The sequence below is a fragment of the Streptomyces sp. NPDC101225 genome (genome assembly GCF_044767585.1).
Classification (GTDB): Bacteria; Actinomycetota; Actinomycetes; order Streptomycetales; family Streptomycetaceae; genus Streptomyces.
Window position 1 is genome coordinate 80,857 of record NZ_JBIWOE010000019.1, and the last position, 14,837, is coordinate 95,693.

Genomic DNA, 14,837 nt, shown 5'->3' on the forward strand with positions numbered 1-14,837 from the left:
TTGGTGTGCGCGGTCGTCGTCGTGGGCGCCCTCGCGACGTCCTGTCCCGTTGCTTGGGCGGATTTTGAACCTGGAGGCAAGGGCACGAGTTCCGAGACGCAGACGAACGGCGACCGGACGGGCGACGAAATCTCCGCATCCGCAGGAGCGATTGTCTTCGACCGTTCCAAGAACGGCACCGGCCCCTCCGCCGGCCCCGTCACCCCCACCACCTCCTGGACCCCGCCCGCCTGCTGGTACCCCCCCACCTACACACCCGCCACCCTCAAGGCATACCTCGAACCGATCTGGAACGCCGAATCCACCGGATCCCAATGGGACCTCGAACAACGCAACACCTACCAGAACGGCGGCGAGGAACCCGGCACCTACAAAGACTTCAACCAAGCCAAAACCGGCCAAGGCTACTGGTGGGACTCCTACGCCAACGAAACCTTCCCACCCGGCTGGGACACCTGCACCAAACCCATCTTCTGGGTCGACAAAGGCGACCCACCCCCCGCCGACGCCAAAAACGCCGTCACCCCACAGATCCTCGCCCAACTCGCCTACAACAAAATCCGCGTCCCCGCCACCACCGTGACCCTCGCCCCCGCCAACACCACCAAAGTCAACCTGCCCACCTGGGCCTGGCTCGACCACACCACCTTCACACCCGTCTCCGTCACCGCCTCCGTCCCCGCCCTCGGCATCTCCGCCACCACCACCGCCCAACCCGTCTCCCTCACCATCGACCCCGGCACCCCCGACGCCCACACCTACCCCGCCTCCGGCACCTGCCCCATCCACCACAACCACATCGGCACGCCCTACACCCCAGGCCACGCCAACCAGACCCCACCCTGCGGCCTCACCTACCTCCACTCCTCCGGCACCACCACCTACCCCCTCAAAGCCACCATCACCTGGAAAATCCACTGGACCGGCACCGGCACCCCAGGACAACACCCCCTGCCCGACGGCACCTTCGGCTCCACCCAGAACATCACCGTCCAGGAAATCCAGTCCATCAACCGGTGAGGGTCCTCCATCAGCCCGTCCGCCGACCGCCGGTCAGCGTCTCCTGCGTCGACACCAAGACACACACCGCCGGCTTCGGCGCGCACTGCGTCGCGCTCGCCATGGCCATCGGCATCGGCATCGGCATCGGCATCGGCATCGGCATCGGCATCGTCGGCGAAGCGTCCTTCTGACGTTCCGGGGAAGCCGGAATCGCGCGTGGGTAGAGTCATGCTGTCCGGCGCGGCGTGTGGCGATGGAGGCGGAAGTGGCGTTCGGCAGGAACAACAGGGCGAAGGCAGCGGAAGAAGCGCCGGTGGAGCCCGTCCCCTGGGAGACGGTGTTCAGGTTCGTCGTGGGTTCCGTCGAGCGGCCCAAGTCCCCCAAGCGGCCTCGGTCGGTGTGGGGCAAGCCCGCCGTCCGCGTACCGCGGGGCAGCAAGGACCGGCCGGTTCTCGCCCCCTGCGCGTTCCTCGGATCGTCGTCCGTCGCGAACCTTCCGTCGCGTCCCGAACTCACGCTCTACGAGGACGCCGACGCCCAGCGCCTGCTCTGCTACGTCGAGGAGCCCCGGGAGGTGGACGGCGAACGCCATCACGTCGTGCGCGACGCCCGCGGTGAGCTCGTCGGAACCCTTCGCCGTGTGCCGCCCAAGCGCCCCTTCAAGCACACCTGGCGCATCGACCAGCCCGGTCAGCCGGAGATCGTCGGGCGCAACGAGTGGGCGAGCGGAAGCGCCGGCCAGGTCGCCGCGCGCGTGGCCATCCGTGCCACCTTCGAGGCGGTGGACAGCCTGTTCAGCGCGGGTACCGACGACGGGTCGAACAGCAAGGCGCGGTCGCTGGAGTGGCGGGCCGGGGACAGCGTGGTCATGACCTCGGAGGGCAGCAAGCAGGTCAAGATCGAGTCGACCTGGCTCGACCGGCGGCTGGCGTTCGCCTTCGCGCTCGTGGGCGACGAGTAAGGGTCCCGTGGAACACCCGGGCTGAGCACGTCCGTTCGCGGTGCCGCGTGGTACGCGTGCGTACGATGATGTTCCTGCGTCGATTCGAATCGGCCACGGGCGCGCCGGAACGGTGGTGCATGCAGGGTCCGCACTTTTGAGGGGGCAAGAGCGTGAGGACCGTAAACCCGGATGACCTGGAACAGCTCGCCAAGCTGCTGGACGGGCGGGGCGGTGTCCAGGACAAGGTCGACGAGGCTTTCACCCGAGCCTCGCGTCTGGGTGTCTCCAGCAAGCTGACCTCTCTCAAGCCGCTGCGGAGCTGGGTCACCGACACCGCCCCGGACCTGCGCAAGCGTGCGACGATCGCCCGGCTGGAGAGCGGAGACCCGGAGGCCGGCGTGCTCTGGGCCGGGTTCAGCGCCAAGGACATCGACAAGTACCTCAAGGACCACCAGGGCGAGGGGCTCACACCCGACGAGATCCTTCTCGCCAACTCCGTTGCCGCCAGCGACGATCCGGACGCCGACGTCTTCAAGCGGAAGTCCAACGAGTCCCTGAACGACTGGATCTCGCGGATCAAGACACATGCCCTGGAACAGATCCCGGGGCTCAAGCCGCACGCGGCGACGATCATGAGCGTGATCGACCTGTACGGCGACTGGCAGTCGGTCAAGGGGACCACGGCCACCGTCACCATCCAGGGCGCGGCGCTGACCAAGATCCTGGTCGGGAACTCGTTCAAGAAGGGCCTGCTGCGCACCTGGAAGACCCGTATCGGCGTCACGCTCCGTGGGTCGGACAACGATCTGCTGCGCTGGTCGGGAACGAAGCTCATCAAGTACACGCCGAAGATCCGCTCGCTCGGGGCACCCGGCAGCTGGTTCCCGAGCAAGCTGAGTCAGTGGGCCCAGTCGGTCCCCGGCACCAAGAGCAAGGTCGCCGAGTGGACCGGCAAGGGCTACGACGCCATCCGTGGGCTGAAGTTCATGAGATCCCCCATCTGGAAGGGCGTTTCGGCGAACAAGGCCATCAACTTCATCGTCGGGTCCGACTCCCTCGCCGCACGGTACGGAGGTCTCACCCACTCGGGACAGGCGGTCTCGCGCGCCGGCAACGCGAGCCTCTTCGAGGTGTCGGGCAACATCTACTCGAAGGCCCGGGGCCTCGGATTCAGCCGCACGGCCTCACTGGGGAAGGGACTGGCCGGCGCCGGCAAGGTGGCCGGTGTGCTGCGCGGGGCGGGCATCGCCGGAAGCGCGGCGGCCACGGTGTTCAGCACCGCGAACGTCGTCGCGCAGGGCAACCCGGTCAAGGCCTTCCAGCGCAACGGCGCCGGCTACGTCGCGGACGTGGCCGAGGCCGGCTTCAACGCCTCCATGACCGCGGCGATGATCGCACCCAACCCGGTCACGATCGGCCTCGCCGTGGGCTTCGGAGCGGTTTACGTGGGGGCCAAGGTCGTTCAGCACTGGGACGGCATCAAGAAGGGTGCGGGCAAGGCGGTGGACGCGGTCGGCAACGCGGCCAAGGAAGTCGTGACCAACCCGATCGGCACGGCCAAGAAGGTCGGCCATGCACTCAACCCAGGGAACTGGTTTTGACGCTGCGCCAAGGGGCGTTGTCGTGATCAGAATCAACCAGCCGGCCGCTTGCAGCCGGCTCGTGGCTCCTTGGCGGGACATTCCCGTCCAGTACGCCGCCTCCGCCTGCGCCTCCGGTTGGGGAAGACGGGAGTCCCGCTCGCTCCAAGCCTGCGGAACCGCCTTCCTCCAAGCTCGGCCGGCCCGCCGCGGCCACCGCCGCCGCACGCCCGCCGGCGCACACGAGACCCGCGAGAGCGTCTACGCCGTCACGCCTCACGCCCAACGGCCACCCCGCCGTCACCTCGGTGCGCTGCGACTCGACAAGGCCGCGGCCGACCTATGGGGTGGGAAAATCCGGGACCATGGCTATGGCAAAAGCCAGACGCCGGTCGAGCCACCCCACCTTGATGGACACATCAATACTGCATTCGATGCCGGGAATCCCCTTGGACACCATCACCAAATCGTCCTCGGCTTTCCATTCGAGGGTGCGTCCCTCTGATGCGCGGTTGTCGCCGCCCGCCGCGATCTCGAGAACCCCGTTGAGAGTCGACTCGAGACCGCGCAGCGCCAGCCCTTTGGGACCATTGTTGGCGAGGGACCACTTGCTGTGGCCTGCGACCTCCGGATGGCCCGGCTGGTCCAGACGCCAGGTGTGGTTGACCATTCTGTTCTTGGAGGGAATGCGGCGGATCGTGCCGATGATGCGCCCTTCACCGTCCCGAACACTGCGGTGCACCTCCTTGCCCACATCCACGGGACCATCGACAGCACACAGAATCCGCTGAGCGGTCACGTCCTCGTAGAGCGTGGGCTCGTCCACCGGATTCGAGGGCAAGTCGGTGCGGAAGTAGGCACAAGGCGCATAGGTGTGAACTTCCTTCCCGATGCGAGGAACCCGCACCCCAAGTCGCCCGAGTTGCGGCTTCTTTCCGTGCACGATCGACCGCTCGGTCCTTCCGATGGTGAAGCGGCGAACGTCCCTCCAGTCGACGGCGGGTACAGGGGGTTCCTGTTCTTGCGCCTTCCGCCTACCGAACACCAGCATCGACTCCCTCGGCCGCTTCCGTAATGGAACGGTCAAAGCCTATCGGCGGGATGGTGACGGTGTCCCAGGGGCGGTCGCCGAGGCCAGAGTGCCTGCGGACCGCGGACTCCATGACCGACGATGCGCAAAGGTAAAGTCAAGCGGGTGTGTCGAGGTCGGCGGGAGAACCGTCTGTGGTCACGGGCGACGGTGGGCGAGCGCGGCATTCACCTGGCCACGAGCCGCTTCGTGACAAGCGTCGCCGACGGCCTGCTGAGTCCAGGTGACGATGCTTCGCCACGTGAGAGGCGGGCGGAGATCGCAACGGCGAGCGCCAAGGACGAGAACGCGACGATCTCGGGGCCGACAGCACCGAAGACCTTGAGGGGGACCGAACGTGCGGACCGTCAATCCGGACGACCTGGAACAGCTCGCCAAACTCCTGCAGGGACGAGGCGGTGTCCAGGACAAGCTCGACGAGGCCTTCACCAGAGCCTCCCGCCTGAATGTATCGGGCAGGTTGGCGGCGCTCAAGCCTCTGCGGAGCTGGGTCACCGATACCGCACCGGATCTTCGTGAACGTGCGGGGATCGCTCGGCTGGAGAGCGGTGACCCGGAGGCGGGCCTACGCTGGGCCGGTTTCAGTGCCGAGGAAATTCAGAAGTACAAGGGGCAGGCACTCTCACCGGACCACCTCCTGCTGGCCAATTCGGTGGCCGCAAGCGACGATCCGGCGGCCAAGTCACTGCATCGAGGCGAGGACGAGTCGATCGATGCGTGGATCGAACGCCTTGAAGTGACCGCGTTGACGAAAATTCCCGGCCTTCAACCACACGAGAAGACCGTCGAGGCGTTCGTCGGGGCCGTCAGAGAGTACAAAGGATTCACCGGAACGGCCGTGCAGACCAGCCTCGTTGCGACGACAATGACGAGGGTGCTGGTGGGCAATCGCATCCGCACAGCGTGGCGTGCCGGCGGATGGACTCAACCCATCCAGGACAGCGTGTACAACCTCGTACGGAGAAGCGGCAACCGAAACCTGGTCCGTTGGGGCAGGAACGTAAGAGATTGGTATCCAGAGCTCAAGTCCCTGAGTGCGCCCGGCTCGTGGCTTCCCACGAAAATGGCCAATTTCCTCTACCGAAGCCGGACCTTCCAGCAGTTGGGACGCCTCCCCGGCATGTCAACGGCACAGAACTGGGCCAGCACCAGAGGGTGGAACAGGCTGGCCGGTTCCAGATTCATGAACATGGGGCCGAACTCCATCGTCCGATTCATCGGAGGAAACAACGAGTTGGCGGCCCTGTTCGGAGGGACCACGCACGCGGGCGTCGCCGCCAGGGCCGCCAGCGCCAATCTCCTCAAGGTCGCCGGCAACGCCTACGTCGACGCGCGCGGAATCCAGGGACTGGGCCGGGGAGCAGCGGTGCTCAGGGGCCTGACCGCCACGGGCAAGGTGGCCGGCGCCTTCCGGGGTGTCGGTGTACTGGGCGGTATCGCCTCGACCGCCATCAGCGCCAACACGGTCTACCACGACGGCTGGCCGTGGGACAACGGGAATTTCTCCACCAGGGAAAAGGGAGCTTCCTATGTCGCGGACATCGCCGAAACCGGATTCAATGCCTCCCTGACCGCGGCCACCGTCGCACCCAACCCCATCACGATCGGCGCCACGGTGGTGTTCGGTGCCGTCTACCTGGGCGCCAAGGTCGTCCAACACTGGGACGGCATCAAGGAGGGCGGGGTCAAGGCGGTGGACGCGGTCGGCGACGCGGCCAAGGAAGTCGTGACCGACCCGATCGGCACGGCCAAGAAGGTCGGCCATGCACTCAACCCAGGGAACTGGTTTTGACTTCGTAGTACAGGCGCTGAGCGAGGCACCGCGGCATCACCCGCCCGCGGTGCCCCTTCTCCCGTCGGCGCTTCACGCGTCGGCGGGGTCATCCTCATCACCGATCAGATCCTCCTTGTCCGGGAGAAGGTCCGTGATCTTCTCCCAGATCTCGCCGTTCCGCGTGCGTACCAGGCACAGCGCGCTCTCGGGGCCAACCTGCCCGTCCACAATGGGCTCTTCGGGCTTCTCCCTGACCCAGTAGCCGCGCGGTCCGCAGTCCCACACCGCCAGGGCCCGCACCATCGCGGCCCGCTCACCGTCGTGTTTGCCGTCCCAGGCGGTGGTGACGCGCCATGTCGCGTTCAGGGCCATCACAAGCTCGGTGAACTCGCCCAGCTCCGGCTCCTTGGGCGTGCCAGCTTCCGTCAGCGCCTTGCGAATGAGGTCCCGGGTCGCGGCCTCGTCGCCCTCTCCTTGGTCCAGAACGGAGAGTGCCGCGTCGAGAGCACCCATCGTCGTCTCGATGCGGGAGACGTCGGAGTCCGCCTCGTCGTCGGCCTGCAGGTTGACCATGCGGGCCAACTCCCAGACCAGACTGTGCGGGGCGATGGGCGTGTACTCGGACTCCTCCTCGCCGGGCCAGCCCTCATGGGCGATCATCGCTTCCTGGCCGACGATGACGCCGTGGTTGATCGTCCCGTGCTCCCCCGTGATCTCCACCGTCACCAAGGCCAGGGGAGCGGCCAGGCTGCCGAGCAGCCCCCTGAGGATCGGGGCCAGTTCGCCCTCTTCTCCGACCAGTCCGATGCGCTGGAGTTCGACCAGCGAGTCCCACAGCTCCTCGGGTGGTGTCTCGCCGTCCAGGAGATGGGCGAACACGGCGATGTGGCGGTCGGCCAGGCGGAAACGGGCTCGGGAGCTGTCGTACGAAGGCACTGGTGTGGGCTCCTCCTGCGAGGCGGCGTGGGCGCCGGCTCACTTCTTCTGGTTCTGCAGGTCCTTGGCTTCCTCGGTGCACTGGTGCGCCTCGTCACGCAGTGCCTGGGCGACCGTGCCGCACGTCGTGTGCCAGCTCTTCAGCTTGCCGCGCACGTGGTCCGCGTTCGGTCCGGACCAGGACTTCATCGAGACCGTGCTGTGCTTCTTGGCAGCGTCGACGAGTCCGTCGATGTGGTCGGCCAGCGACCTCAACTGGCCTGCACGATGGTTGAGTTCCTGAATGTCAGGATTTGCCATAGCAGCCTCCCCCGCTGTCTCAAGAGGCTCAGCATACCGACGCGTGGTTCGCCGTTTACCTGCCCCCCTGGGCCGGATGACCACCGTTTGTTCACCGGACGATCAGATCTGCGGCGGCGCTGGACGGCGACTGCGCCCGGTGCTGTAGCGTCCACTGTTGCAAACGGGTAGTCCGCTTGCCTTCGATCACTACGGGGAGGATCGCCATGGATCGCGGTGCAGATCTCCAGCAACTCCGGGAGCTGTCCAAGCTCTTCGCTCACAAGGCTCACGACCTGCAGGTTCTGATCAAGGACCTGGACGGCAAGACGAGCCACAGCGAAGGCTTCTGGAAGGGCCCGAAGGCCGACCGCTTCCGCCACGACTGGCACGACGTCAAGCCGACGTTCTCGAAGTGGGTCGACACCCTGAACGAGGCCAGCAAGTCGGCGAGCACGAGCGCCGACAACATCGAGCGCGCCACCTGATCCCAGGCGATCCGCGCGGATGACACCGCCCGCCGGGGCGCACGGACGAGACACACGGTCTGCGTCGTGCGCCCCGGCGGCGTTTCCGGCCTCCCGCGCGGACACCCTTCCGAGGAGTCCGTGCCGCGGCCCCGCTCACCGGAGCGGGGCCGCGGTTCGTGGTTCGCGGGGACGGTCGCCGGGGCTCAGCCGTTCATGACCGCCTGGACCGGCATGAACGAGCCACCCGCCACGAACAGGCCGCTGCCCACCGGGCCGCCACCGCTGTTCGCGGGCAGGCGGACGCCGAACAGTTCCCCGTCCGACGGGCTCTGGGGCGTCAGCAGAAGGCCGTTGCGGGACTTGCGGGCCTCGACGGCGAAGCCCCGGTACTGCCCCGACAGGCTGTCCGTGGTGCCGGCCGCGATCAGCCCGATGCCGCCGTCGGCGCCCTTGCGCACGACCGCCTCCAGAGCCTCGTCGAGGCTGGTGTCGTAGAGGAGTTCGGCATCGTCGGCGACCACGACGTAGGAGCCGTTCGGTGCCTTGGCGGTCAGCTCCTCCAGATCGTCCTCACGGCTGTCGGCGTTCAGCACGCCGAGCACGCCGTCCCTGCCCGCCAGATCGCGCAGCGGCGAGCGACGCGGGGTGACCAGCACCACCGGAGTCCCGGAGCGCAGCAGGGATTCCGTCGCGGCCAGCAGCAGCGTGGACCGGCCGGACTTCGGCGGGCCCGCGACGACGAAGCCGGGGCCGTTCTCCTCCAGGTCGACGCCGATGGGGCGGAGTTCGTCGCCGCCGACGCCGATCAACGCCCAGAGAGGGGACGACGCGGCGAAGTCGGGGTCCAGGGCCATGGCCTCCGACGCCGTGATGCGGGCCGGCAGCGCGTCCACCCGCAGAGGACGACGGCCCGCCGGCATACCGGCGTGGCGCGCCCGCGCCTCTTCCGCGATCTCGCGCAGCGCGCGCACCTGCGCCTGCCCCGCCGGGTCCTCGGCCAGCAGGCCGATCTGGGTCTCGTTCACGCCCGTGTCGGTGATCCGCAGCGCCCGGCCCGGCGGCATGTCCTTCGGCACCTCGCGGGGCTGGAGCCCGGCCGTGGCGTAGTCGTTCGAGTCGGCGAACCGCAGGACGAGCCGGTCCGCGAACGCGGACGAGACATGACCGCTCAGACCACTGCGGTCGGCGGTCATGACCACCTTCAGGCCCACCGCGGAACCTTCACGGAACATTCGCTGGACCGCTTCGAGCAGCTGACCGTAGTTGTAGTTCTCGAAGGTGGAGGCGAAGCCCTCCCAGCTGTCCAGGAGGAGCACCATCCACGGCAGCCGGTCCTCCGGCGCCGCCGCCGCGCGCTGTTCGGCCGCGCTGGAGGCGCCCTCCATGGCGAGCAGCCGCTGGCGCCGGGCGATCTCCGCGAGCAGGCGGTCGATCAGCCGCCGTACGCGGTCGGGTTCGTCGCGGGTGACCACGGCGCCCACGTGCGGCACCCGCATCAGCGGAAGAAGGGCGTTCGAGCCGCAGTCGACGGCATAGACGTGCACGTCGTGCGGGGACGTGGCGCGGGCCAGCGAACCGGCCAGGGTGCGCAGGGCCGTCGAGCGGCCGGAGCGGGCCCCGCCGAGCAGCAGGGTGTGCTCGCCGTGGACGACGTCGAGAGCGAGCGGCCTGCGGCTCTGCTGGGCCGGCAGGTCGATGAGGCCGTACGGGACCGGCGCCACGTCGGCATCGGGGAGCGCCGTCGGCGCGGCGGGCCCGTAGGCCTCCAGTTCCGCCAGCGTCACCGTCTGTGCCAGCGGCGGCAGCCACGGGCTGCGCTGCTCGCCGAAGCCCATGCGCGTCGCGCCGTCGCGGACGGCGTCGACCAGGACCGCCAGGTCGGTGACCATGGTGCCGTCGTCATCGGCCTGGCTCTGCCGGGGAAGCGGGCGGCTGTAGGCGTTCCAGGGCAGCGGCAGCAGGGTCGCCTTCGGGCCTGTCTGTCCCGTTGCCGGGCGGCGGCCACCGATGCGTGCCGACTGCACGCCCACGAGGGACTGGGCACCGGAGCGGACGTACATGCGGCCGGGCGTCGACTTGGCGATCGCGCCCGAGTCGGGTGCGTCGATGACGTCCTGCGACTCGGAGGCGTCGGTCACGCGCAGCGCGATCCTGAGGTTCGTGTTCGCCCGGATGTCCGCGCTCACCACGCCGGCCGGCCGCTGCGTGGCCAGGACCAGGTGCACCCCCAGGGAGCGGCCCCGGCGGGCGATGTCGACCAGACCCGCGATGAAGTCGGGGAGTTCGGCGACCAGGGACGCGAACTCGTCGATCACCAGCACCAGTCGGGGCATGGGCTCCAGCTCGGGGCGGAGCTTGCGGGTGTCGTTGTAGTCCTCGATGTCCTTGGCCGCGGCGTCGAACAGGATCCGCTCGCGCCGGTGCAGTTCGGCCGCGAGCGAGGCCAGGGCCCGCTCGGTCAGATGGGCGTCGAGGTCGCTGACCATGCCGACCGTGTGGGGCAGCCGGGCGCAGTCCATGAACGCGCTGCCGCCCTTGTAGTCGATGAGGACGTAGTTCAGTGCGTCCGGACGGTTCGCCACCGCGAGGGAGGCGATGATCGTCTGCAGCAGCTCCGACTTGCCGGCGCCCGTCGTGCCCGCCACCAGCGCGTGCGGGCCGTCCCTGCGGATGTCGAGGACGAAGGGGCCGTCGGCCGCGACACCGATCGGGGCCGAGGTCGTGGAGCCCCCCGCCTGCCAGATCCGCTCCACGTCCGGGCCGGCCGGGTTCGGCATGTTCAGCAGGTTCAGCAGCCGGGCCGAGGCGGGAAGCGCCGCGTCGGCGTCGTCGCGGCTGACGTCCCGCACCGGCGCCAGGGACCGGGCGAGCAGCTCGCACCACTCCGGGGTGACCTGATCGGCCAGGATGTCGCCGACGCCCTCCATGCCGTAGCCGCGTACCCGGACGTGGTGGGCGGCGTCCGGGGACCAGGCGACGACAGCCTTGCACTCCTCCGGGAGCAGACGCTCGTCCTCGTCGATGCAGAGCGCGATGATGCCGTACTGCGGTCCCTCGGTGAGGAGTTGGGGTACGCCGGGCACCCGGCGCAGCAGGCGTGCCCCGTCGAGGACGAGCAGGATGTTGGGGTCCGGGTAGAGCTGGCCCATCGCGTTCTGCTGCTCGCGGGCGGCCTTGCGGCGGGCGAGCTCGTTCAGCAGCTCGCTGACCCGGCGGGTGATGCTCTCGGAGTCGAAGCCCACCAGCGCCACACAGTCCTGGCCCTGGTCGGGGTCGGTGTGCGGCAGCCAGTGCGCCCAGTTCCACTCGGCGCCGGCCGCCTGCGTGGCGGACAACGACACGATCGACAGGTCGCGGGGGCTGTGCAGCACGGCGGCCTGGACGCCGATCCAGCGGGCGGTGGCCATCGCGCGCGGGCGGTCACCGGCGACGCCGACGACGCCGAGCCGCGCGAAGGGCAGGGTGACCGGGACGTCGGGCAGGATCGGGGGATCCGGGAGGTCCTCGCTCCCCGTGCCACCGCGTGCCAGGGCGAGTTCGACGTCGGACTCCAGCCCGCCGACGCCGATCCTGAGCATCATGGCGTCCGGGTCGGTGAGGCGGCGCTCCCACAGGCGCCGGCGCGGCCCGGTGGCGAAGAGCAGGATCTCGGCCGGGTCGGGGGCGTCCTGGCGACGGCCGCGCTGCTCCTCCTTGCCGAGGACGGCGCGTTCGGCCTCGTACGCCGCGAGGTCCTTCTTGTACTGCTTCAGCGAGGTCTTGTCCTTCTTCTTGCCCTCGCGGTTCTCGCTGATCCACTGGCCCAGCATCATCAGCGGGCTCATCAGGCAGAACGCCAGCATGTAGATCTGCTGGGTGACGAAGTACATGCCGACGCCGAAGAACAGCGGCATGACCGCCATCAGGACCTGGAACCTGGCCCTCTCGCCCTTGCTCGGCGGCACCGGCACCACGAGGCGCCGCCGGGGCCTGAGGGGGGACAGCCGGGGAGGGCGGTTGTAGGCGAGGCCGCCCTCGCTCATCAGGGAGAGGTGCGCGTCCGGCTCGACCACCCGGTCGAGGACGAGGAGCGAGTCCCCGACCCGTACGGCGCCGCCGAGCGGCCAGTCCGTGCCCGCCTCGACGGCCTCGTCGTCGAGCAGCACCTCGGTGCCGCCCTCGGGGCTGAGCCGGGTGGCCCCCTGCATGTCGATGGTCACCCGGAGCCCGACCTGCGGCAGCGACGGGTCGGACACGGGCAGTGTGCAGGTCGGTGCCGATCCCACGGTCGCCGCGCCCACCCCCAGCCGGACCACGCGGCCGGCCGCGGGCCCCGCGGCGACCCTCAGCTCGTACTGCCCGACCGGCTCGCCCTTGCGCAGCAGCGGGCCTATCGAGTCGTCCACGGTGACGCGCATGCCGTCGCGCAGCACGCTGGCGGCCGGTGCCGCCGGATCGCAGTACAGACCGTCGGCCCACAGCGACGGCGTCCGGGGCGGCGCCGTGCCGTAGCCGGGTACGGCGACGGTGCCGGGCAGCTGCACCACGTTCCCCGTGCCCTGGCCGGCTTGTTGCGCGGAGTGCCCGGGAGCCGCCCCGAGCGCCTCCGCGACATCGCCGGCGGTGGCCGTCTCGTCCGTTGCGATCACAACGTCGTGCGGTTCACCGCCTTCCTGCACGACCGTGACCAGCATCCGCATGGTGGTCATCCTCCCGTCGGCCTCAGGGGCCACGTGCGTTACATCAGCCAACGGAGACTATGGCAGTGGCCGCCTCCGTGCTCGACCGCCCGGGCACCGGACCCCGGGGCACCGGCGCCGGGCACCGGCCGTGGTGGCTGACCGCGGCAACGGCGGTGCGGCGGTCGGCGCTTCGACGGTGAGGCGGTCGGAGGGTCGGTGGTCGGCGGGTCGGCGGGTCGGCCGTCGGAGGGGCGGCCGTCGGAGGGGCGGCGGTGCGAAGCAGCGCTTCGGCTCTGCGAGGCCGTTCAGGCGGTCTTCGACATCCGGGCCGTGGGACGGCCCTCCGCCTCACTGTCCGACACGTACTTCAGGTCGTCGCCGACGTGCGACAACCGCACCGTGTGGGGTGTCGGGTTGCAGCCGCTGTGGTTGGACCCGGCGCCGACCGAGGTGGCGACGATCTGCTGCGCGGTGACCGACTTGACGGTGAGGATGTCGTCGCAGACACCGCCGAGCTGGTCGGTCTGCCGCAGGCGGCCCAACTCCTCGCCCACGTCGGCCTCGTGGACGGTGAGCCGGAAGGTGCCGACGGGCAGGGTGCCGTCGAGGGCGAGGGCCTGGCCCTCCCAGGTGCCGAGGTAGGAGGCGGGGACGGCGGAGGCCCCGCCGCCGGTGGGCTTCGGGCTGGTGCTCGGCCCGCCGGTCGGGCTCGGCTCCGCACTCGCGCCCGTGCTCGGCCCGGTGCCCGTGCTCGGCGTCACGCTCGCCGAGTGCCCGCCGCCCGCGCTGGTGTCCTTGCCGCCGCTCCCGCCGCCGGGCAGCAGGTCGAACAGGAACGCCGAGCCCACCGTCACGGCCGCGAGCGCGCCCGCGACCGCCAGCGCCACCGTGCAGCTCAGCCGTCGTCCGCGGCCCCCTTCGCCCGGCGCGGACGAGGCGGCCACGGAGACGGCGAGCCTGCCCGGTGGCGCGTCGCGCGGCTCGGGAATCGGGGACGCGGCCGGAGCGGACGGCATGACCGGCGCCGGACCGAACGCCCCGGCCGTCCGCCGCCCGGCCCCCTCCCCGCCGGATGTCACGTCCCCGGACGTCACCACGTCGGAGGGCGCCGCGTCGGCGACCGAGAGGCTGCTGAAAGCGACCGGCCCCGACTCCGCCTCCGCCCCGGACGCCGCCTCCAGATTGAGCAGCTGTACGGCGCTGCGGCTGACCTGCTCCACCAGCGCGCCCGGCAGCCAGCCGGCGGCCACCAGCCGGGCGGCGCTCTCGGGGGCGAGCCGGTGCGCCAGGTCGGCGGGGGCCGGGCGCGCGCTCGGCTCCTTGACCAGGCACGCCTGCACCACCTCGCGCAACTCGCCCGCCAGCAGGCCCAGTTCGGGCTCCTCGTGGACGACCTTGTAGAGCAGCGCGGCCGAGGAGTCGCCCGGGAACGGCGGCTCGCCCGTCGCCGCGTACGCCAGCACCGCGCCCAGCGAGAAGACGTCGGCCGCCCCGGTGGCGCCCTTGCCGAGGATCTGCTCGGGAGCCATGTAGCCGGGCGAGCCGATGGAGACGCCGGTGGAGGTCAGGGAGGCCGTGCCGTCCGTGGCGCGGGCGATCCCGAAGTCGATCAGGAGCGGGCCGTCGAGGGTGAGGAGGACGTTGGAGGGCTTCACGTCCCGGTGGACCAGGCCCAGTTCGTGCACCGCCGCCAGCGCTTCGGCCAGGCCCGCGCCCAGGACCCGTACGGAATGAGCCGGCAGCGGGCCGCGGTCGGTGACCGCCGTCGCGAGGGACGGGCCCGCGGCGTACCCGGTGGCGACCCAGGGCACGGCGGCCTCCGGGTCGGCGTCCAGGACCGGGGCCGTCCAGGCGCCGCCGACCCTCCGCGCCGCCTCGACCTCGCGGCGGAAGCGGGCGCGGAACTCCTCGTCGAGGGCGAAGTGCGGATGCACGATCTTGACCGCGACCGTACGGCCCCCGGCGCTGCGCCCCAGATAGACACGGCCCATGCCGCCCGAGCCCAGCCGGCCGAGCAGCCGGTAGGGCCCCACGACCGTGGGCTCGTCGGCTCCCAGTGGCTGCATGGCGTCACCCCTCCCCCGTACCACGAGAAAAGGGTA

At 70.0% G+C, this 14,837-nt stretch carries 11 protein-coding genes; 6 read left to right on the forward strand and 5 right to left on the reverse strand.

Annotated features, from left to right (window positions below):
• The first annotated feature begins 3 nt into the window (after positions 1–3).
• The 4 genes from ACIRPX_RS25325 to ACIRPX_RS25340 all read left to right on the forward strand — a co-directional run bounded on the left by ACIRPX_RS25325 (position 4) and on the right by ACIRPX_RS25340 (position 3,546).
• On the forward strand, positions 4–1,020 hold the full coding sequence (locus ACIRPX_RS25325; RefSeq protein ID WP_404198754.1) for a hypothetical protein: 1,017 nt from the start codon (positions 4–6) through the stop codon (positions 1,018–1,020).
• Positions 1,017–1,193, forward strand: coding sequence for a hypothetical protein (locus ACIRPX_RS25330; protein WP_404198757.1), 177 nt, complete (start codon positions 1,017–1,019; stop codon positions 1,191–1,193). The genes ACIRPX_RS25325 and ACIRPX_RS25330 overlap by 4 nt, the downstream gene beginning before the upstream one ends.
• Positions 1,194–1,267: 74 nt before the next feature.
• Entirely contained in the window at positions 1,268–1,963 is a 696-nt protein-coding gene (locus tag ACIRPX_RS25335) for a hypothetical protein (protein ID WP_404198759.1), read from the forward strand.
• A gap of 152 nt (positions 1,964–2,115) precedes the next feature.
• Positions 2,116–3,546 carry a PE-PGRS family protein gene (locus ACIRPX_RS25340; RefSeq protein ID WP_404198762.1) on the forward strand — a complete coding sequence of 477 codons (1,431 nt, stop codon included), beginning with the start codon at positions 2,116–2,118 and terminating at the stop codon, positions 3,544–3,546.
• Between the two features lie 319 nt (positions 3,547–3,865).
• Here the strand turns inward: ACIRPX_RS25340 and ACIRPX_RS25345 are convergent, their stop codons facing one another.
• Positions 3,866–4,576, reverse strand: coding sequence for a hypothetical protein (locus ACIRPX_RS25345; RefSeq protein ID WP_404198764.1), 711 nt, complete (start codon positions 4,574–4,576; stop codon positions 3,866–3,868).
• A 376-nt stretch (positions 4,577–4,952) separates the two neighbouring features.
• Between ACIRPX_RS25345 and ACIRPX_RS25350 the strand changes: the two genes are divergently transcribed.
• Positions 4,953–6,407 carry a PE-PGRS family protein gene (locus ACIRPX_RS25350; protein WP_404198767.1) on the forward strand — a complete coding sequence of 485 codons (1,455 nt, stop codon included), beginning with the start codon at positions 4,953–4,955 and terminating at the stop codon, positions 6,405–6,407.
• Positions 6,408–6,479: 72 nt separating this feature from the next.
• On the opposite strand, the gene ACIRPX_RS25355 is transcribed toward ACIRPX_RS25350, so the two are convergent.
• The gene (locus tag ACIRPX_RS25355) at positions 6,480–7,325 is read right to left on the reverse strand and encodes a hypothetical protein (protein ID WP_404198770.1); all 846 of its coding nucleotides are present in this window, start codon (positions 7,323–7,325) and stop codon (positions 6,480–6,482) included.
• 39 nt (positions 7,326–7,364) lie between these two features.
• Positions 7,365–7,625 (reverse strand): hypothetical protein, encoded by a 261-nt coding sequence (locus tag ACIRPX_RS25360; protein ID WP_404198772.1) that lies wholly within the window; start codon positions 7,623–7,625, stop codon positions 7,365–7,367.
• 206 nt (positions 7,626–7,831) lie between these two features.
• Here ACIRPX_RS25360 and ACIRPX_RS25365 point away from each other — a divergent pair, with 206 nt between their 5' ends.
• Positions 7,832–8,092, forward strand: coding sequence for a WXG100 family type VII secretion target (locus ACIRPX_RS25365; protein ID WP_404198775.1), 261 nt, complete (start codon positions 7,832–7,834; stop codon positions 8,090–8,092).
• Positions 8,093–8,277: 185 nt separating this feature from the next.
• On the opposite strand, the gene ACIRPX_RS25370 is transcribed toward ACIRPX_RS25365, so the two are convergent.
• Entirely contained in the window at positions 8,278–12,753 is a 4,476-nt protein-coding gene (locus ACIRPX_RS25370) for an FtsK/SpoIIIE domain-containing protein (RefSeq protein WP_404198777.1), read from the reverse strand.
• A gap of 287 nt (positions 12,754–13,040) precedes the next feature.
• Positions 13,041–14,801, reverse strand: a complete 1,761-nt coding sequence (locus ACIRPX_RS25375; protein WP_404198779.1) for a serine/threonine-protein kinase — start codon at positions 14,799–14,801, stop codon at positions 13,041–13,043.
• Positions 14,802–14,837 lie beyond the last annotated feature (36 nt).

Bases quoted from the DNA above. Each gene is read 5' to 3' on its own strand.
- ACIRPX_RS25345 (WP_404198764.1), bottom strand. From the start codon at position 4,576: ATGCTGGTGTTCGGTAGGCGGAAGGCGCAAGAACAGGAACCCCCTGTA.
- ACIRPX_RS25360 (WP_404198772.1), bottom strand. From the start codon at position 7,625: ATGGCAAATCCTGACATTCAGGAACTCAACCATCGTGCAGGCCAGTTG.
- ACIRPX_RS25365 (WP_404198775.1), top strand. From the start codon at position 7,832: ATGGATCGCGGTGCAGATCTCCAGCAACTCCGGGAGCTGTCCAAGCTC.
- ACIRPX_RS25370 (WP_404198777.1), bottom strand. From the start codon at position 12,753: ATGCGGATGCTGGTCACGGTCGTGCAGGAAGGCGGTGAACCGCACGAC.
- ACIRPX_RS25375 (WP_404198779.1), bottom strand. From the start codon at position 14,801: ATGCAGCCACTGGGAGCCGACGAGCCCACGGTCGTGGGGCCCTACCGG.